18 protein-coding genes are annotated in these 18,812 nt (G+C 69.2%); 15 read left to right on the top strand and 3 right to left on the bottom strand.

Going from position 1 to position 18,812, the window contains the following annotated elements; genetic code table 11:
- Positions 1-38: 38 nt before the first annotated feature.
- From KIF24_RS25035 to KIF24_RS25025, 3 genes are read right to left on the bottom strand one after another with little or no spacing between them, the layout of a single operon-like run.
- Complete coding sequence (locus KIF24_RS25035; RefSeq protein WP_221086128.1) at positions 39-482, bottom strand: DUF6262 family protein; 444 nt, start codon at positions 480-482, stop codon at positions 39-41.
- Entirely contained in the window at positions 472-2,709 is a 2,238-nt protein-coding gene (locus KIF24_RS34765; protein WP_221086127.1) for a tyrosine-type recombinase/integrase, read from the bottom strand. The genes KIF24_RS25035 and KIF24_RS34765 overlap by 11 nt, the downstream gene beginning before the upstream one ends.
- Positions 2,706-3,821 carry a tyrosine-type recombinase/integrase gene (locus KIF24_RS25025; RefSeq protein WP_221086126.1) on the bottom strand — a complete coding sequence of 372 codons (1,116 nt, stop codon included), beginning with the start codon at positions 3,819-3,821 and terminating at the stop codon, positions 2,706-2,708. The genes KIF24_RS34765 and KIF24_RS25025 overlap by 4 nt, the downstream gene beginning before the upstream one ends.
- Positions 3,822-3,908: 87 nt before the next feature.
- Here KIF24_RS25025 and KIF24_RS25020 point away from each other — a divergent pair, with 87 nt between their 5' ends.
- The 15 genes from KIF24_RS25020 (at position 3,909) to KIF24_RS24950 (ending at position 18,404) form a co-directional block, all read left to right on the top strand.
- The gene (locus tag KIF24_RS25020; RefSeq protein ID WP_230415885.1) at positions 3,909-4,382 is read left to right on the top strand and encodes a hypothetical protein; all 474 of its coding nucleotides are present in this window, start codon (positions 3,909-3,911) and stop codon (positions 4,380-4,382) included.
- Positions 4,382-5,665 carry a TniQ family protein gene (locus KIF24_RS25015; RefSeq protein ID WP_230415884.1) on the top strand — a complete coding sequence of 428 codons (1,284 nt, stop codon included), beginning with the start codon at positions 4,382-4,384 and terminating at the stop codon, positions 5,663-5,665. Before KIF24_RS25020 ends, KIF24_RS25015 begins: the two co-directional genes overlap by 1 nt.
- Positions 5,666-5,732: 67 nt before the next feature.
- Positions 5,733-6,638 (top strand): aminoglycoside phosphotransferase family protein, encoded by a 906-nt coding sequence (locus KIF24_RS25010; protein ID WP_221087539.1) that lies wholly within the window; start codon positions 5,733-5,735, stop codon positions 6,636-6,638.
- A gap of 710 nt (positions 6,639-7,348) precedes the next feature.
- Entirely contained in the window at positions 7,349-7,813 is a 465-nt protein-coding gene (locus KIF24_RS25005; protein WP_230415883.1) for a hypothetical protein, read from the top strand.
- Between the two features lie 40 nt (positions 7,814-7,853).
- Positions 7,854-8,156 (top strand): hypothetical protein, encoded by a 303-nt coding sequence (locus tag KIF24_RS25000; RefSeq protein WP_221086125.1) that lies wholly within the window; start codon positions 7,854-7,856, stop codon positions 8,154-8,156.
- A gap of 192 nt (positions 8,157-8,348) precedes the next feature.
- Entirely contained in the window at positions 8,349-9,224 is an 876-nt protein-coding gene (locus KIF24_RS33425; RefSeq protein ID WP_230415882.1) for a hypothetical protein, read from the top strand.
- The gene (locus KIF24_RS24990) at positions 9,221-9,583 is read left to right on the top strand and encodes a hypothetical protein (protein WP_221086124.1); all 363 of its coding nucleotides are present in this window, start codon (positions 9,221-9,223) and stop codon (positions 9,581-9,583) included. Before KIF24_RS33425 ends, KIF24_RS24990 begins: the two co-directional genes overlap by 4 nt.
- 265 nt (positions 9,584-9,848) lie before the next feature.
- Complete coding sequence (locus KIF24_RS24985; RefSeq protein WP_221086123.1) at positions 9,849-11,396, top strand: ParB/RepB/Spo0J family partition protein; 1,548 nt, start codon at positions 9,849-9,851, stop codon at positions 11,394-11,396.
- Positions 11,397-11,536: 140 nt separating this feature from the next.
- Positions 11,537-12,406 (top strand): Mom family adenine methylcarbamoylation protein, encoded by an 870-nt coding sequence (locus KIF24_RS24980; RefSeq protein WP_221086122.1) that lies wholly within the window; start codon positions 11,537-11,539, stop codon positions 12,404-12,406.
- A gap of 156 nt (positions 12,407-12,562) precedes the next feature.
- Complete coding sequence (locus KIF24_RS24975) at positions 12,563-13,672, top strand: deazapurine DNA modification protein DpdA family protein (protein WP_221086121.1); 1,110 nt, start codon at positions 12,563-12,565, stop codon at positions 13,670-13,672.
- 75 nt (positions 13,673-13,747) lie between these two features.
- Complete coding sequence (locus tag KIF24_RS24970) at positions 13,748-14,239, top strand: hypothetical protein (protein ID WP_221086120.1); 492 nt, start codon at positions 13,748-13,750, stop codon at positions 14,237-14,239.
- 352 nt (positions 14,240-14,591) lie between these two features.
- Complete coding sequence (locus KIF24_RS24965) at positions 14,592-16,352, top strand: DUF2637 domain-containing protein (RefSeq protein WP_221086119.1); 1,761 nt, start codon at positions 14,592-14,594, stop codon at positions 16,350-16,352.
- Positions 16,353-16,563: 211 nt separating this feature from the next.
- On the top strand, positions 16,564-17,265 hold the full coding sequence (locus tag KIF24_RS24960) for a hypothetical protein (RefSeq protein ID WP_230415881.1): 702 nt from the start codon (positions 16,564-16,566) through the stop codon (positions 17,263-17,265).
- Between the two features lie 172 nt (positions 17,266-17,437).
- The gene (locus tag KIF24_RS24955; RefSeq protein WP_221086118.1) at positions 17,438-17,668 is read left to right on the top strand and encodes a MerR family transcriptional regulator; all 231 of its coding nucleotides are present in this window, start codon (positions 17,438-17,440) and stop codon (positions 17,666-17,668) included.
- Between the two features lie 22 nt (positions 17,669-17,690).
- A complete protein-coding gene (locus KIF24_RS24950; protein ID WP_221086117.1) occupies positions 17,691-18,404 on the top strand; it encodes a hypothetical protein in 714 nt (237 codons plus the stop codon).
- The last annotated feature ends 408 nt before the right edge of the window (positions 18,405-18,812 follow it).

Below are 18,812 nucleotides of genomic sequence, written 5' to 3'. Positions count from 1 at the left end.
GCGGTGATGCATGGTGGACGTGTCTTCGACGCTGTCGGTCAGCAGGGTCCGATGATGTGTGCAGATTTCTTTCTCGGCGTGTCGCGGGTGTTGCCAAGAACGGTGGCCGCTCGTTGCTCGCCGAGGGCCAAGGCGAGAGCGTCACGCAGCTGCCGGTTCTCGGTTTCCAGGTTCCTGATGCGTTCCGTGGCGGATTCGAGGCGGCGTAGCAGCGAGGCGTCGGAGGCGCGTTGCCGGTCAGGAACCGGACGGCCTGCGGCCGCGCTCTGGTGGCGGCTGCGGAGTCGCTCGATCTCGGCCCGAAGATCCGTCTGACTGTAGAGCCAGGACCGGGAGACGCGAGCCTGCTTGGCGACGGCGTCGACGGTGATCGGTGTGCCGGCGGTATCCATCCGGCGCAGGGCGGTGACGGCGCGTTTGCGGGTGGCCGCTGCCCGGCGCCGGGCAGCGATGATCAGGTGGTGGGAGTTGTCAGCCCGCAACGTTGGCCTCCGTGCCGGTGTCGAGTTCGCCGATCATGCGGTCCAGGTTGGTGAGGACCTGCTTGTTCATCTCGACCACCCGGGTCTGCCCGTTGCTCGTGGAGACGTCGATGAGCGTGAGCGTGCGGTGCCGCTGCTCGCGTAGTTCGGGAAGGAACTCCGGCCCGGTCAGGAAGACTGGGCAGGTCAAGCAGGCATTGGCATGCGGGCAGCTCTTCTGCAGGGGCAGGCCGCAGTAGCCGTTCGGCAGGGTCTGTGTGGCCATGCCGTAGCGGGTCTTGGCCCACTGCGCCTGGGCCAGCGGCCCGTCCGGATCGATCGAGACCCTGTCACCTTTGATGTTGACCTTCGTGGCCTCCTGCCAGTGGCGACGCACGGTCTGATCAGTGAGCTTGGCGTAATGGCTGGTCATGCGGTGTGACTCGTGGTCGAGTAGGACTCGTACCACCTCTTGCGGGACGTCGCGGTTGATGAGACGGCAGGCGAAGGTGTGCCTCCATTGGTGGGGTGTCAGGTGCACCGGGCAGCCGTGTTCGTCGCGGATATCGCAGGCTTGTAGCCAGCCGTTCAGCTTCCGGCGGTAGGTGCCGGGATCGAGCGGGACGTTGCCGGAGACGTTGGAACGCTCGCGTGGGAACAGCAGCGGCGGCCTGTCTGGCCACCGCCGTAGGACCGCGCGTTGTTGCTCACCGATCGCGGCTTCGAGTTCTTCGTCGATGGGGACGGCGGCTTCGCGTTTCATCTTGGTGTTGAAGTATCGAAGGTAGGGGGCGCCCTGCCCGTCGTGGACCACGCAGTCGAACGCGAGCGACAAGGCGCTCGAGATCCGCAGACCGCAACGGGTCAGGATCAGGGTGACCAGCTTGGCGGACAGGTCCGACCAGCGGGCCAGATTGGCCGGTGATTCGACCTGGGCCATGACGAACTCCGCCAGCCGGCGGTCCACCTGAGCGCGGATCGGGGGTGTGTCACCGGGATAGAAGGTGGCCCGGCCGGGCAGGCTGTCGTCCCAGCCGTGCTGGCGAACGGCCTGGAAGAAGACGTTGAGTGCGCTGATCCGGTGTCTCTTCGCGTCGTTTCCACCGAGCTGGGACATCGCATGGGCGAGGTAGCGTTCCAGCAGCGGCCGGTTGATGTCGGCGAGCGAGCCGACACCGGCCAGGGCGAGGAAGTCGCTGAACCGGGTCAGGGCATCGACGCCGGCGCGGGCCGCGCCGATGCTCAGCCCGGACGTCAGCCGCAGCCGGGTCCACCGTTTGCCCAGCTCACGTAGCCGAGGATGGGTGATGCGGTCGAACCGCAACCGGACCCGGGGACACGGGCGCCCGCCGGGTCCGGCGATGCCGGGCAGCCTGTCCAACCGCCAGACATCCCTGCTGTATTCGGTCTCCCAGCCGATTCCGTCGCGCAGGGCCTCGATCCCGTAGCGGGCATCGAGCAGGAAGATCAGCGACTGGTTGGGTCGGGTGGCGGCCGCGGCGCGCCACTGTTGCTCGCTCATCTCCAACAGCGAGGTGATACCGAGCGTCGCGACGAGCCGGACGGCGGGTGTGACCATGCGAGCAGGCGCGACGCGGCCGCGGGCGTCGTGTCGGCATTGCAGCGCGTACTGGATCTCCAGTCGCGGTTGTGGGGCCAGAGCTCGCAGATCGATGTGGGCGGTGCCGACCAACTCGCAGTCGGTGACGAACCGTTCGAGATCGGGCCGGCCATGCCGAGCCCAGCGGTCGTAATGCCCAGGACAGAACGACTTCGCGAGACTGTCGACCCACAGATCGCAGAACGGCAGTTTGCACTCCGCTGGCGTCGGGCCGGAGCAGGCCAAGTCGGGAGCGTCCCAGACGGCCAGGTCAGGCTGGCCGGCACGCTTCCAATAACCGTTGTGCTTGCGGCACAATCCGTTCCGGTCCCAGCGGCCGTGCCGACATCCCGTCATGACGCAGGCGGCGAGGGCCTTGCGGCCCCGTGTCGGCGGCCCCGGATCGGCCAGGAACTCCTCCATCGAGGAGTAGCCGCGCTTGCGGAACCGCTGCGAGTGGGCGCCGCACAGCCGTTGCGCAAGCGTCTCCGCGGTTCGGTCGCAGTCGGCGACGATGCACTGGTCGGCGACGAACACGGGGTCGTTCGGCGCGGGAACGTAGACCTCGGCCCGAAACTCCGTCCGGACAACGGCCATCAGCTTCGCCAGCGTCGATCCCGAAGTAGGCTTCGCGGCGGCGGCCCTCACCAGCTGACCTCCCGCCCGGTGAACCAGCCTGCGGACTCCAGGGCCTTGCGTGCATCCTCGACCGTGAGGTGCCCGTACGTGTCGATCGTGGTCGTGATCGAGGCGTGACCGAGGAGTTCCTTCACCGCCTCCATGCCCGCACCCCGGCGAAGCAGCCAGGTCGCATAGGTATGGCGGTATTGGTGGGGCTCGAAGTCGATACCGGTGCGCTCACGAAGTCGCAGAACCAGGTCGTAGACGGCCGGGTAGGCCCACGGACGGCCGCGCGGCTCGGCCCAGATATTGACGAACACGTAGTCGGAGTCCAGCGCGCCGTACTCGCGGTTGAGGTAGTCGGCATACAGCCGCATGAGCTCCGGGCTGGCCGGGATCACGCGGGACCGGCCGGCTTTGGCGCGCGCACGGTTGTCGTTGTCCCGCGGCATCACGGTGACCTCGCGCTCGGCGATCCCCATATCCTCGTGCCGCAGGCCCAAGGCCTCGCCGATACGAACGCCCGTGTCCAGCAAGATCGCGAACAGTAGGCGGTCCCGCAGGTGTTCGCAGACGTCCAGGATCGCCTGAACCTGTTTGACGGTAAGGATCTTCGGCCGGGGAGGTGAGGTCTTCAACGTGATCGCGCGCCGACGTTCCGGCTTGTTCTTGGCGACGTGCTGCAGGAACGGCTTATAGGACGTGGCCGAGCGGCGATGCCCGGCGGGCTGCATCCTGACCAGAAGCCCGGCCAGGTCGACGCCGTGGCGGGCATGGAACTCGCAGAACGAGGTCAACGCCGCCAGCTTCCGGTTCACGCTAGCTGCCGAGCAGTGATGCTCCACCGTTGGCAGTACGGCAACCAGGCCGTCGCGGGCCTCCGGCGGCAGCCGAAGCCAGGCGACGAACCCCGCCACGTCCTCCAACGTCACCGACTGCCAGCCGAGCCCGTGCCGGGACAGGTACACCCACCAGTCCTTCAGGTCGTGGGCGTAGGCCTTGATCGTGTTCGGAGACCTCTCGGCCGACGCCAGAAAGGCCAGGAACCGCTCGACCGGCTCGACCGGAACCAAGTCATCGCCCAGCAGTGTCCAGGACTCGCGCCCGGACCCCGGCATGATCACGCGCTGAACGCGCATCGCACCTCCCGTTTCCGTGATGGAAAGCGGAAGGTAATCGCATCCACGACGAGATCCCGGACAACCTCAGCCCTCGTCGTCTACGTCATGGACATCCCTTCACCGGCTCCAGATAACGAAAGGCTGCCAGCCACCTTCGTCTACGCCGGCATCGACGTCGAGGCCGAAGGGCTGTTCGCCGGCGTTCGCGGACGCCAGATCGCCGGCCGGTTCACCCTCATCGCGTCCACCCCGTTCGCCTACGGCACCACCGAGCAGCGCACCGCATGGCGGTCACTCATCGCCACTCTCGAAGCCATGCTGCGGCTGCACCAACACACCCCTGGAACCCTCGTCGGCCTCGACGAGCACCTCTACCGCCGCACCTCCGGCATGATCGGCAGCCTCTCCCAGCTCATCCGCGGCGCCGCGATCCTGGCCATCGAGGACGGCAGCGAACAGATCACCCGCGACCTGCTCGACCTCGTCCCGGTCGACTTCGCCGCTGAGAAAGCCACCCGAACATCCCCGCCACGTCCGCGCACCCGCCGGTCCGCCGAGACCGCCGCCGCGAGCGCCTGATGTACTCCCGCCTGCCCATCGCGGTCGCGCCCGCCCACCACGAAACCGCCGCCTCCTACGTCACCAGGCTCGCCCACCTGCACGGCATCCCATTCCCCGAGCTCTGGCAACAGGTCAGCCGGCCCCGCGCCGCAAGCGGCGCCGCGCGATTCATCGCCGCTGATCAGCTCGCCGCCGTCACCGGCATACCCGAGACTCGCCTGGCCCGCGCCGTCATCGAGATCCGCCAACCCGAACCCGACTGGCAAGCCTTCCACCACGAACCCCAACACGGATGCCCCCGCTGCACCGCCCGGCACCCCGGCGGCCCAGTCCGGCAACTCTTCCCGCACCACCGCTACGTCTGCACCCAGCACCGCATCTGGATCGGCCCGCCGGACATCATCGACCAGCCCTATCCCACCCTCAACCAACTCCCCGAAATCGTCGCCGCGCAACGCGCGCACCTACGGCTCCTGCACCGCCTTGGCCCGGCCGCCACCTACGACGCCGTCCTCACCGGCTTCCTCATCTGCGGCCACCGCTGGGACCAAGACGCCCACCACCCCGACGACGCCCGCCTCGACTGGAGCGACCGCGCCGCCGAACTCATCCCGCACGGCACCGAGGAAACCACCTTCAGCACCTCCCGGCTGTTCGCCGCGACCTACCCCGAAGCCGTCAAGATCGCCGCGCTCATCGGCTCCCTGCACTGGCGCCGCCTCGCCGCGAGCGACCCGCTCGGGCAACACCGCTTCGCCTCCGAGATCGGCCGCCGACTCGGCCAACCCGACTACCGGCCCAAAGTCGCCCAGGACCCGATCGCCCACTGGATCGACGACGACTGTTGGCGACCACCCAGCCTGCCCCGAACCACCTACCGCAGCCAGCGCGGCTTCGGCGGCCACACCATCCCCAAGGCCAACCAGCACAGCATCGACCGGCACCGCCGCAGCGCCCGCTGGTTCGCCCGCAACCGCCGGGGCGGACGCGGCATCCTCTACCACCGCCACGTCGGGCCCGTCCTCGCCCGCGACTGGTCACGTCGCATGGACCTGTTCATCGGCACCGTCGCAGCCAGCGCCGAAGCAACCACCTTCCCCGACACCCCGGCCACCGCCGCCGGCGACGCCACCAAACCCGTCATCGCCGACTACAAGAGACCCACTGCAGTGCAGTCCGAATACCTCGACACCGCCGTCAACCCCGCACCCTGGCCGTCCCGCGACTCACCATTGGCACCACGCGGAGGGCGGCCGCTGCTCGGACACGAGCGCAAGGTCTTTCTCAACTCAGACGGCTGAGACCAGACGACTCTGCCGAGAATTTGACTGGTCTGGTGTCTCCTCCGACGGAAGGATCTATGTCGTGATGCTTCACGAGAACGAGATCCCAGTCGACGAGACAGTCGTCAAGTCACTTCTGCGGAGTCAACGCCCAGACTGGGCTTCGCTGCCGCTGTCGCCGGCAGGTGCCGGCACGGACAACACCATGTATCGGCTCGGAAACGACCTACTCGTCCGGCTTCCGCGAACAGCCGACAAGGCTCGGTCGCTGAACAAGGAGCGGACGTGGCTCCCCCGGCTGGGACCACTTCTGACATGCCAGATCCCGGAGCCGGTCCACGCCGGCACGCCAGCCACCGAGTTCCCCTTGCCCTGGTCGATCTACCGCTGGATCGACGGGACCGAAGTTGCGCCCAATACCGTCCAGAACTGGGCCGCTTTCGGAACCGAGCTGGCGTCGTTCGTCCACGAGCTGCACAACATCGACCTCATGGGCGCCGCTCGCGCTGATGAACTGAGCTGGTACCGCGGAGGCAGCCTGAAGGACTGCGACAAGTGGATCAGCACTTGTTTCGAGGACTGCCGGACCATCACAGACACCGACCTCGATGTCGAAATGTTAGAACAACTTTGGCGCGCCGCCCTCAGACTGCCCGAGCCTTCCAGCCCTCACGTGTGGCTCCACGGAGACCTCAGGCCCTCCAACCTCCTGGTCGCGAAGGGCCAGTTGCACGCCGTCATCGATTTCGGGGGTCTCTCCGTCGGCTTCCCCGCTGCCGAGCACGCCACTGTCTGGGACCTGCCGGAACCAGCGCGCCACGCCTACTGGAATGCCGTGAACCTTGACGACCTCACCTGGGTCCGGGCCCGGGCATGGGCCATCGCCGTGGGCATCAGCGGAATCTCCTACTACCGGAACACGTGGCCCACCTTCGTGACCGAATGTCGGACACGGCTCGGAACGATCCTCAAAGACGCCGCAACACGCTGACCCCGGACTCGCGGGAAACCACTCAGCCCACCGCCACGCCCGCGCCCGCAGAACGCTGACGCTGGAATCCACAAAGTAGATCCGGACAACCGGCTCCGCTGGCGTCCAGACCTATCTTGCGAGCCGCTGGTCAGTGCCATGGTCATCCACAACCCCGAGCCGGACGCGACAGTGTCCACGCGAACCTTGCGGAGTCCGGACTTACCCTGCGGATGATCTTGCGGAGTCCGGACCTACACCGATGGCCGACGCGATGACCAGGGCGTTCACGGACGGGCCTGTTCGCAGGCGGCGGCTCTGTGCCGGAAAGTCGCAAGGTAGGTCCGGATACTTCGGCCCGCCAGCGTCCGGACCTACCTTGCGGACCGCTGGTCAGCGCCTTGATCATCCGCTGCCTCCGGTCGGGCGCGGCAGCGCCTCCGCTGCTTCTTCGATCACCGAGGAGCCGATGTCCGCCCGTACTAGATGATCTTGACGGCTCGCTCGGGTGCTTCGGCGGGGGCTGTGGCGGAGTGCCGGAACGGCGTCCGTCCGGCTTTGCCGGATGCGCTCGGTGGCGAATCCGTTCCCCTGCTTTCCCCGTGGCATCGGTGTGATCGGACGTGTTGTTGCAGGTCAAGCGCTATACGGGCTGGCGCTTAGGACTTTAATGCGGTATCATTATAAGTGGTTGGCCGATCTCCAACCGGACCTCCAACGGAAGGAAGCGCATGTCTGATCAGTTGAGCGCCAGCGATGCGGGTGTCGAAGTCGGCCCCGTCTCGTTGGCGGCTGGCATTCCGGCCGTGGGCGATCGTGTGATCTCGTGGTACGACGACGCCCCGGTGGAGTACGGCGGCGGCGACGGCGGCCCCTGGACCACCCTGAGCTTCGCGTTGCTCGCCAATGGGCTGCCGGTCCGGAAGTGTGAACCGGAGCGCGTCGCCCCCGCTGGCGTCCCGATTCCGGAGAGGGACGCGCGGGTCTCGGTTGTCAAGCGCACCCGAGCCGAGATGCCCTACGGCGAGTCGGGGGTCTGGCAGCTCACGCTGCCGGGCGACGGTGTTTCCACCTGGCATCGCACGAAGCGAGACGCCACGGCGACCGGCCTGCGCCGGCTGGCGATCCTTGACTGGCACCGTGTGCGAAGCGAGGCTGAGAACGTCTCCGCTGAGGCTGTTGCGGACGGATCCTGAACACTTAATGCGGCATCATTAGAACTGATTGGGGTTGGGAATGGCGGCGGTCACGGAAACCATCGTTTTCCGGTGGCAGTTCTGCGGCGGCGTGGACGAGGACTCCGCCCAAGAGGTGCGCGCCTGGGTTGGCGCGCACGGAGACATCTGCCTTGCCGTGGCGGTGCGAACGGCCACGGGGGGATGGCTGCTCGACTGCGGCGACCTGTGGTCACCTGAGACTGCCGACATGGACATGCTGTTCAACTCGGCGCGCTCGGCTATCGAGCACCTCGCCCGGCTGCACGGAGCGGCCCTGGTCGAAGCGGTCTGCCGCTGCGGGACCGACGCCGACTGCGATTGACCGCACTGACCTGCCCAATCGTGACGAGGAGCAAGCCACGGGCGCCCGGTAGCCCGGCCCCGTGGCGCTCCTGCCGGTGAACCACTTCGACCCGGCTCGCGCAGCCCTGACCTCCCGACGTGTGCCGCCTACGGGTGTCGCTACCACCCGGCTCACGTCGTCACCGACAACCGCCAGACAGAAGGAACGTCCGTGACTGCTCAAGGTAAGAAGACCACTACCGGCCTGGTCCGTGGTGACCGGGTCCTTATCACCGACGACCCGGCCAAGGCATCGACCCGCACGCGGGGCGACTGGCACCCGAGCCGGGTCAAGACCGGCGCGACCGGCGCGACCGTGCTCGAAAAGCAGGCCGTTCCTGGCCGGCGCACCCGCTACAACGTCGTCACCGACGCCGGCACGGTCCTAGACCTTTCCGGCGGACAGACCTTCCTGCTCGCCCAGCCTGCACTCTCGCCCCAGCCCACCAGCGGGGCGACGGACACCGCGATCGTGCTGCCGCACACGGGCCTGCGGGCACCGCACGACCATCTGAGCGCACGCCACCTGCGGCAGCGCGACATCGGGGACTCCGGGGCGGGGTACGACGCTGTGCTGTACCTCAATGAGCAGGCCGCTGGCCAGATCCTCAAACCGCGCGGCACCGATCCCTGGTTCGCACCCATCAGCGGATCGCCGTTCGGCGAAGCTGACCTGGCGACGTTCGTCATGCAGTGCCGCGACGAGGACGGCGCGACCGTCACGGCCGAGACGGTGCTGAACGCCCTGATCGATGAGCAGGAGGCGGCCGACGCCGTGCGCCAGGTGCTGGCAAGGGGCTGGACGCCGATCCGCCTGCTCACGCCGATCCAGCCGGTCGGGCAACGGCACGGCCACGTCAAGGGTCTTCCGTTTGGCGCTGGCGCACGGGCCGACCGGACCTGGTGGGGGGCCATCGTGCGGGCGCTCCATTACAAGCGGCCCCTGAACGACGGCGAGATCTACCAGATCTGGACCGGGCAGGCGTGGGAAGCCCTTCCCCCGATCGGGGACGTCACCAGGGTCGAGCAGGACGGCGGCGCGCGGTGACCGGCCACCAGCCCGGCGACGCCGGGAACCCGAAGCCCGAGCCGGCCGAGAATCCGATGCCCACCCGCGAGTCCGCGACCTACATCATCCTGACCACCCTGCGCCCAGACTCCGGGCTCATCGTCGGAGGAGTGCGGGCGGTCGCCCAGGCGGAGATCATCCGGCGTCTGCGCGGCCCCGGCAGCCGTGACGCGCTGGTCGCTGTGTACGTCCGCCTGGCCGATGCGCTGGTGCCGATCGACGTGGAGACCACTGAGCTACCCGCCGTCGACGGGCTCGCTCGATACCGGATCCGCACGTGGTTGCACCAGCAACTGATCGGTCAGTGCGAGCTGGAGACCCAACTGGAACGGAAGTAACGGTGCCGGCCCGCGCGGTCTTGCGTCGCGTGGGCCAGCACCGGGGCTCCAGGTCGCTACAACCCGAACCCGGCGTACCGCCAGACGGTCCGCACGGCACAGCGTAGCCGCTGCGGCTACCCGTAGCGCCGCTCCGCCGCACCCCCTGCTCCGTCGACGCGATCGACCCTGCCCGCCGCCGTCGCGGTCGCTGCGGCCTGCGCGGAGCCGGCCCGCCAGACGTAGCCGACTTCAACCAGAAGTGCTCTTGGAAGGAACACCCTCGATGACCACCGAAACCCACACCGTCGATGCCGAGCAGTTCGAGGAGAAGCTGCTGCGTGTCGATCCCGCGACGCTGGTCGTGGGCGCGAATGTGCGCTTGGACCCACGGTTGCGCAAGAGCTACGTAGAGAACATCGCCGAGCGCGGCGTCAAAGAGCCGGTCATCGCCTACCAGGACGCCGATCAGCGCCTTGTCGTGCTGCGTGGGCAACGCCGGACCCTCGCGGCTGTGCAGGCCCAGCGTCCGTGGGTCCGGGTGATGGTGGTTGCACAGCCAGACGAAGCCGACCGGCTGACTGACCAGGTCAACGAGAACGACCACCGCGAGCCCCTTACGGTGGCGGAACGTGTGGCCGCCTACGAGCAACTGGCTCTCTGCGGTGTCCCGGCTGGGGAGATCGCCAAGCGGATGTCCGCCAGCCGGCCGGTAGTCGACAAGGCGCTCAAGGTGGCCCGAAGCGAACTCGCTCGGGGGGCCACGCAGCGGTGGGAGTTCCTCACCGTTGACCAGGCCGCCGTGATCGCGGAGTTCGAGGATGACGGGGAGGCGGTCAAGCGGCTCGTTGTCGCCGCCCAACGCGGCGGGTTCGACCACCAGGCGCAGCAGTTGCGCGACGCCCGCGCCGATGCTGCGGCGAAGGCAGAAGCCGCTGCTGCCCTTGCCGCCGCCGGCATCATGGTGGTCGACCGGCCGGCGTGGGACAACGAGACGGTCAAGCGGCTGTCGGAGCTGAAGCAGGGTGAGGAACAGATTACCGAGGACAACCACTCCTCCTGCCCCGGCCACGCCGCCTTCCTCGACGACGACTGGGTGTACCCGAACGAGGACGAGTCAGAAGAGGACGAGGACGAGGACGATCCCTGGGGCGACGACACCGAGGCCGATGAAGGCACGGAGGAGAGCGAGCCGGCTGGCCCGTACCGGGTCTGGCTGCCTGAGTACGTGTGCACCGACTACGCCGCGCACGGGCACACCCTGCGCTCTCGCGGGCACGACTCCGGCAGCGGACGCAAGACCGCAGCCGAGATGACAGACACGGAACGGGAACAAGCCCGCGCTGAGCGCCGCGACGTGATCCAGTCCAACAAGGCGTGGGACAGCGCCGAGACGGTCCGCCGGGACTGGCTGCGCACCTTCCTCACTCGCAAGAACGCACCGAAGACGGCGGCTGGGTTTCTGGCCGGCAGCCTCGCCCGTGCGGACCACGCCATCACGTCGGCGCTCACCGGCGGCAACCGCCTCGGCCATGACCTGCTCGGCCTGCCGGACCAGACGCCGACGTACGGCCGGCGTGCCTCCGCGATGGTCGAACTCGTAGGTAAGGCCAGCGACGACCGCGCCCAGATGATCGCGCTCGGCCTGGTCCTGGCCGCCTATGAAGACGCGACGAGCCGCAACTCGTGGCGCACGGTCAGCGACAGCACCGCGCGGTACCTGCGCTACCTGGAAGCCAACGGGTACGAGCTGTCCGCGGTCGAGTTGCGGGCGTGCGGCGAAGCGCCGCTGCCGTCCCCCGACCCCGCCACCCCGGCCTCACCCCAGGCATAGCCAACGGGAGACGGCTCCGGCCACCGCGACGGTGGCCGGAGCCGCTGGAGAACTGCAACCCTGCCGCCGGCTTTCGGTTGACCTGCCCGGCGCGGTAACGGACCCCTTGCACCCCTCGAACAAACCCGTGGGTGGAAACCATGCTTGAGCAACTCTCCTTGTTCGACCCTGCCTTCTGCCAGCGTTGGCGCGGCGGGAAGCACACGTGGCGGCCGGTGCACGAGGGCGGCTTCGACCGCCGCCGCTTTCGCCTCGTACAGATGCCGGAGGCCCCGATCCGCCGGTTTGTCACCGAGCACCACTACAGCAGGAGTTTTCCGGCCTCTCGAATGTCATTTGGGCTGCTGGAACGAGAGCACCTGGTCGGGGCGGTCGTGCTCGGCGTGCCGATGCACCCCGCTGTGCTGACCAAGCCGTTCCCGACCCTCGGCGCTGACCGGGCTGCGGAAATCTCCCGCCTGATCTTGCTCGATGTCGTGCCGTCCAACGCGGAGAGCTGGCTTCTGGGGCAACTGTTCCGCCTGGCCGCTGGGCACGGCCTCCGAGGGCTGGTCGCCTTCTCCGACCCGATGCCTCGAATCCTCGGCGGCACACTCCTCATGCCTGGGCACGTTGGGCACATCTACCGCGTAACTCGCGGACGGTATCTGGGGCGGGGGACTGCCAGGACTATCACGATTCTGCCAGACGGCACTGTCCTGACGGCCAGGGCCGTGCAGAAGGTCCGCGCCGGGGAACGCGGGGCGCCCGGTGTACGGGCTCGCCTAACAGCGTTGGGCGCCCGGCCCTTGCCGGAGATGGTAGCCGAGTACGCGCGGGTGGGATACGACCTGACCCCGGCGGAATGGCTGGAACTTGTCCTGGTCCAGATCGGCGCCCGGCGGGTTCGCCATCGAGGCTGCCACCGCTTCGCCTGGCCGGTGGGCGATAGGGGCTGGCGTCGGCGCTGTCCGATTGGCCTGGTCGAACTGCCGTACCCGCTCGCGACGGACCCGGCGGTGACCCTGTGAACCCGCTGCGCGCCGAGGCTGACCTGCTGCGCACCCTGGAGCGTGGCCTACCGGAGCGCCGGCATGACCGTTGACGTCTCCCCACAGGAACGCCGGCAGGTCCTCGGCCCGTCGCGGAAGCAGAACCTTACGCAGTGGCCTCCACCTTCACCAACGGTGGAGGAGCGTCGCGCTCGCTGGGACGCGCACGTGGCCCGGTTCGGCCTCGGCCCCGACCGCGTGAACACGCCGTGGGGGCTGATCACTCCTTGGACGATCAGCGAGTTCCATCCCGACGCCGCGCGCCGAACCACCTTCTACCTCGGGGTGGGACATCCCCATCGGTTGAACGAATCACCCGTGCCACTGTTCATCTCGGCGACCACCCTGGCCCGCTACCGGCGGCGCGGCGACGATTTCCCGGTACGGATGAACGGGGCACCCTGGGCCGGCGACTCCGGCGCGTACGCGGCACTGATCCTGCGCGCCGACCCGGAGGGACATCCCTGGTTCGCGCACCCCGACGAGTACGGGGCCATGTGGACCCGCTTCCAAGAGGACGTGGGACCGCCCGATGTCGTCGGCATTCAGGACTGGCCCTGCGAACCGCAGTGCCTGCGCCGTACCGGAGCCACTGTCCGGGAGCACCAGGAAGCGACCGTGACCAACTACCTCTACCTCGCCCAACAGTTCCCGCACATACCGTGGCTGCCGACGTTGCAGGGGTGGCACCCGTGGGAGTACGTCGAGCACTACGGCATGTATCAGGCCGCGGGGGTAGACCTGGCCGGCATGCGCATCGGCGTCGGCAGTCTGTGCCGGCGCGGCTCCCAACGCGACGTGGCCCGCGTCCTGGGCACCCTCGCGCCGCTGGGTGTGCGAATGCACGGGTTCGGAGTCAGCATCAACGCCCTTCGGCTCGTTGGCCCCCTGCTGGTCAGCTCCGACAGTCAAGCCTGGTCGGCCACCGCCCGGCGCGAGCGCATCCGCCTGCCGGGGTGCACCCATCTGAGTCGCCCAGACCCCGTGACCGGCTACCGCGTACCTACCGACTGCCGCAACTGCTTTCGCTACGCCATCGCGTACCGAGAGGAGGTGATGGACGCGCTGCGGTACGCCGCACGCGGTGTGTCCGCGCCGTCCACACCGCTGGTCGACCTGTCATCGGCCCCGCCCGGGACGCCGGCGAGCAACCGGCGTACGCCGCTGGCCCGCCGTTCCCGTCGGCGGGCGCCACACCCGGACCAGCTCACGTTGTTCGATGAAACAGCCGGCAGCATGGCATAGATGCGGTATCATTATAAGTCCTATCGGGGGTGGCTGGCCCTGCCAGCGCCCGATGTCAACTCCTCGGGAGTCCTCATGACAACGCACGCCACTGCCTATCTCAAAGCGGCCGAGCGCTCCGGCGGCGGCCACCTCGGCGGTTGGCCTGGTGACCCACACGCTGCCGCAGATCTCGGTCAGGTGTGGCTGCACCTACCGACCGGCGCCGCCGGCCTGACCGGCATCCGTCCCCATCACGACAACGGCCCGGTCCCGGCTCGCGGGTTCAGGTTGCTGGAGGCGATCACGCCGGAGCCGCTACCGGCCGGGCACCCCTTCGCCGAGCGCACCACCGCAGACGTGGATGCCGCGCTACGCGCGTTGGGCTGGCACGTCATCAGCCGCGCCGACGCAGCCGCCCGACTTCGTGCCGCCGGGTATCGGCTCGGTACCCGCCGGGCCGCCGGTCACATGCTCTATGCCGACGACGCCGACGACAGCATCTGGCGGGCGCACTGTTCCGGCTACTGCATGCAGGCGTTCGCCGCGCCGATCCGCCGCTCGTCCGGTCAGCCGCCAGCGCGTTGAACGGCTTCATCGACGGTGCGCCCGCCCCGCCGGGCCGGGCCGCTCGCCCGGCCGGCGAGGTGCAGAGAGCCGGGCACCGTACACCAGGCGCGTTACCCGTAGCGCTGCCGATAACCCGTAGCTCTCACGATAGGCCGGATGATCACCCACCGTTGGTGCCCCATCCGGCCCGTAAACGCAGCGGTCCCGGTCGGTGGAGGCAACCCACCGGCCGGGACCTTGATCGGACAACGGAGGTCCGACCCATGACAGACCTTACGGCCTTGATGCCGCTGTTCCTTCTGCCCCCGATCCGTCCCGTAGCGCCAGGGTCGGTGCCGCCGCGCGGTGTGCCGGAAGGTCCGGTGGCGCGATGAGCACCGACCTGACCGACCTGGCCAGGACCGACCGGCGGGTCGCCCGCGAGTTGGCGACCGCGGAGGCGGGGCGGCTGGCCAGCGAGCAACGAATCGCCGACGAGGACGCGGCGGCGGAGCGACGCCTGCGCATGCAGGAAGGGCGGTTGCGACTGGATGACCAGCGTGACCAGCAGAACGCCGCCCGCGCCAAGCGCCGCCGGCAGGAGCGTAAGGCCGAGCGCGAAGCGAAGCGGCAACGGCGCCAGGCCCGCCGGCAGGAAACAGCGACCTGGTACGCGCGCCGCATCGAGTACGTACGGACCAACGCGGCCTCGGTTTACTCCGGCCTGATCTACGGGCTGGCCGTAGCGGGTGCCGTGTATGGCCAGGTGGACGCTGCCAGGGCCAACGGGTTGCCCACGCCCATCGGCGTGGTGGCGGCGATCGCGATCGAAGGCACCGGCCTGGCGATGGCCCTCACCGCGCAGCAGCAGCGCCTCGCCGGTGAGCGTGCGCTTGCGGCGCGGGCGCTGATCTGGATCTGCACGGCAGCGGCGGTCGCGATCAACGCCATCGGCCACCACGCCGACCCGGTCAAGGCGGTCGGGCTGTCGTTCCTGTCGGCGCTCGGGATCATCGTGTACGAGGTCCGCAGCGGGGCCAAGCACCGGCCTGAGCTGCGGGAGCGGGGAATGCTGCCGCCACCGCCGGAGCGGTTCGGGTGGCGGCGGTGGCTGGTCGCCCCTCGATCCACCCTCACCGCCTGGCGGTTGGACGTGCTCGACCGGCTCAGCCCCGGAGCGGCGGCCCTGGTCGCTCGTGCCGAGGCTGCTCGGGTCGAGCGCCGCCGGCTCGCAGCGGCCGAGCGGGAACGAGAGCGGCAGGAGGCGCTCGCGACCGACGTCCGGAAGCAGGCGCGCACCGTCGCCCGGAAGGCGGCCCGTGCGGGCGAGACCGGCCCGGCGCTCACGGCGCTACTGCACCTCGCCCAGACCGGCACCTCGGTACCGTCACTGGCGCTGCCGGGGCCGGCGCACAAGGAAGCGGAAGCGGCGCACGAGGATGCCCGCGCCGCCCGCGCCGCCGCAGCGGAAGCGGACGCGCGGGCGGAAGCGGAAGCGACGCGACGCGCGCAGGCGGAAGCGGAAACCCGCGCGGCGCGGCAGACGGCGGAAGCGGAAGCAGCGCGGCGAGCGGAAGCAGTAGAGGAGGCGGAACGGGCGAGCCGGCGGGCCGAGCACGAAGCGGCCCTGCGGGCGGCGGCAGAGGAGGCGGCAACGAAGGCCCGAGCGGAAGCCGAGCAGGCGGCCCGGGGGCGGGGGCAGGCGGAAGCGGAAGCACAGGAATGGCGCCGACGCGGCGAACTGGCGGAAACCGACGTCGCCAACTTCCGGCGGAAGGGCGCGGAGCAGACGCGGCTCCAGAAGGACCTGGAGGTTCGGGCGGCAACCGCTGAGCGTGCCGCCGCTGACGAACAGCAGCGCCGAGAGGCTGCGGAGGAACAGCTCCGACTGCTTATGGAGCGGATGTCGCCGCGCCGTCGCCGGACGGCGTCGAACGCACCCGCGGGCGAGCCACTGATGTTCGAGGGGCAGCCGGTGCCGCAGGTCGACCGGGTCAGTCCCGCCACCGTCCTGGCGGTGCTCGAAGCGCACCGGGATCACCCGGACGCGAAACAGCAGGATCTGGCGACCCTCGCGGGCGTCACCGACCGGACGGTTCGGAGCGTGCTCTCTGCGGCATCGCGGCGGGAACTCGCCACGGCTGGCACCTGACCGGGTATCAACCCTTTACTGTCACGCCTCCCGGTTGAGCTAGATCAACCGGGAGGCGTGACGGTTTGCCGCCGCGACGAGCTATCACTGCCGGCCCCGGGAGCGCGACTGACCTCGGTGGGCGACGCGGCCCGACCAGACCCCACGCCCTTTCGCTGGCAGGCCGGCACGTCTGTCCGTCCCACCCCCAACTTCCGGAAGGACATTCATCATGCGGATCGACGTGCTGGTGCCGGAAAAGGCGGAAGCAACTGGTGAGGTTGCTGCCGGTACAGTGACCATCACCCGCGACCGGCGTCCGTCAGCCGCAGCGAGCGGAAGCGGAAACGGCGGCCCGGCGGAGAACGCGGAAGCACGCCGGCACGTGACGTCAGGGGGGATCGTGGAGCTACGGGTGATTCACGGCCGGCTCTGCACGAACCGCCGTGGCGCAGCCGAGTACCTCGACCGCAGCCTGCCCACCATCAATCTCGTCGCCTCACCCAAGCAACGCCCAACGACAGGCTGGCCGGAGCCGGTTGACGTCGTCGCCGGCCAGGAGTGGAACGCGCTTGACGATCTTGACGCGTTCAACATCGCGTACTTCCAGGCCAAGCGGAAGGCTCGCCAGGCGCGGGTGCACCAGGTCACGCTGGAGGGCGACCCGGACGAGCTGATCACCGCGAAAGAGTTCCGGACGATCATCAGAGTCGGCGCGGGCGCTTGGTCCAAGTACGTGGAGAAGAGCCTTCCGGCCTGGCGGGAGGAGCGGGACGGATACCTGATCAGACCTGACCTGGAGGAGCCCGGCCGTCGCGGGATCATCCGCTCGTGGAAGCGTCACCGGGTCGAAAGCTGGATCAACGGGCGCACTGGTTCGGCGTCGAGTACTGGCCGGCCCAAGCAAGACGCGCAACCGGGCACCGGAAGCTGACCCTCTGCTACCCGTAGCACCCCGCGGGATGTGGGTTACCAGCGGTCCGGCCTGCTGGCGCTACGCCTAGCGGACGGCACCGCAAGGGGTAGCCCCGGCACCACCCCGCCATCGGCACCGTCGCTGTTGTCACAGACCCACAGGTCGGCACTAGACAGCAGCGGGAGGACCGATGACGACCAGTACCGCGACCACACCGCAGTCCCAGGTCTGGACGGAGCACGCGGTGCGTGCCCTCGGCATGACAACCGACGTCGAGACCGCCGGGGAGATCCTCGGCATCGGCCGAACGAAGGCGTACGAGCTGGCCAAGACCGACGAGTTCCCGGTGAAGATCCTTCGCATCGGGCGCCGTTACCTCGTCAGCGTCCCGGCCCTGCTCAAGCTCCTCGGCGTCGACTAGCCGCGCTGCCACGGATCACCCGATGATCACCCAAGTGCATGCCCGCGGCACCCTCGTGAGCGCCGCGATCCGCCGCGCGTACGCCGCCCGCGACGTGACCGACCCGGCACCCCAGTTGGTCGCCGCCTGGGACGGCAGCGGCGAGCTGGCAGACCTGGAACCAGCGCCCCGACCGGGCGGCTACGACACCGCGCGCCTGGCCACGCTGCTCGCCGCACCAATGAGGGAAGGCGCCAACCCGCCGCCCCGACCCGTCTGGCGGTGCACCCTCGAACTCGACCCCACTGAACGGCGACTCACTCAAAAGGAGTGGGCCGCCGCCGTCAGAGATCTCCTCGACGAAGCCGGCCTGGCACCCCACGGTGACCGCAACGGCGTGCGATGGATCGCCGTAGCGCACGGACACACGCGGGTCGACATCGTCGCGACCCTCGTACACCAGGACGGCCGGACCGAACCGGCCAGCGACGACCGGCACCGCTGCGCGCACGCCACTCGCAACCTCGAACGCCGACTCGGACTCACACCGCCTCCGCCGGAGCCAGGCGCGACAGTGCCCGGCACGCCGCACGCCGCCCCGACGCGACGCTCCACACCCCCTCAGCCCGTGACCGGCTGCGCCGCCAGGTCCGTGCGGCAGCCATCGTCGCCCTGGACGAAGACGACTTCGTCCACCGGCTACGGGCTGCCGGGCTGCGGGTGCGGCTGCGGCGCAGCCGTGCCGACAACAGCGTGACCGGCTACGCCGTCAGCCATCCCGCCCCGCCAGGCAGCGACCAGCCGCGCTGGTTCGGTGGCGGCCAACTCGCCCCGAGCTGAGCCTGCCGCGCCTACGCACCCGCTGGGCGCAGGCACCCCGACCTTTCGAGACACCCGCGCCGACCACACCCGAACAGCGCCAGCACCTTTGGCAGGAGACGGCCGACGCGGTCAGCAGCGCCACCAGCGACCTCACCCGGACACCCGAACCGCTGTCCGCCCAGGCCAGCGGGGCCGTAGCCGACATCCTGACCGCCACCGCGACCGCCTTCCCGGACCCGCAGGCACAGCGCCTGGCTGATGCTTCTGAACTGCTCTATCGCGCGATCGGCGGGAGGCGTCGAACCCCACCAGCGCCAGACGCCCGTGCCGTCCACCTTCGCTC

The sequence above is a fragment of the Micromonospora tarapacensis genome (genome assembly GCF_019697375.1).
In the GTDB taxonomy this organism is placed as follows: domain Bacteria; phylum Actinomycetota; class Actinomycetes; order Mycobacteriales; family Micromonosporaceae; genus Micromonospora; species Micromonospora tarapacensis.
Note: the sequence above shows the minus strand (reverse complement) of the source record. Positions and strands in the feature narration are given on the sequence as shown.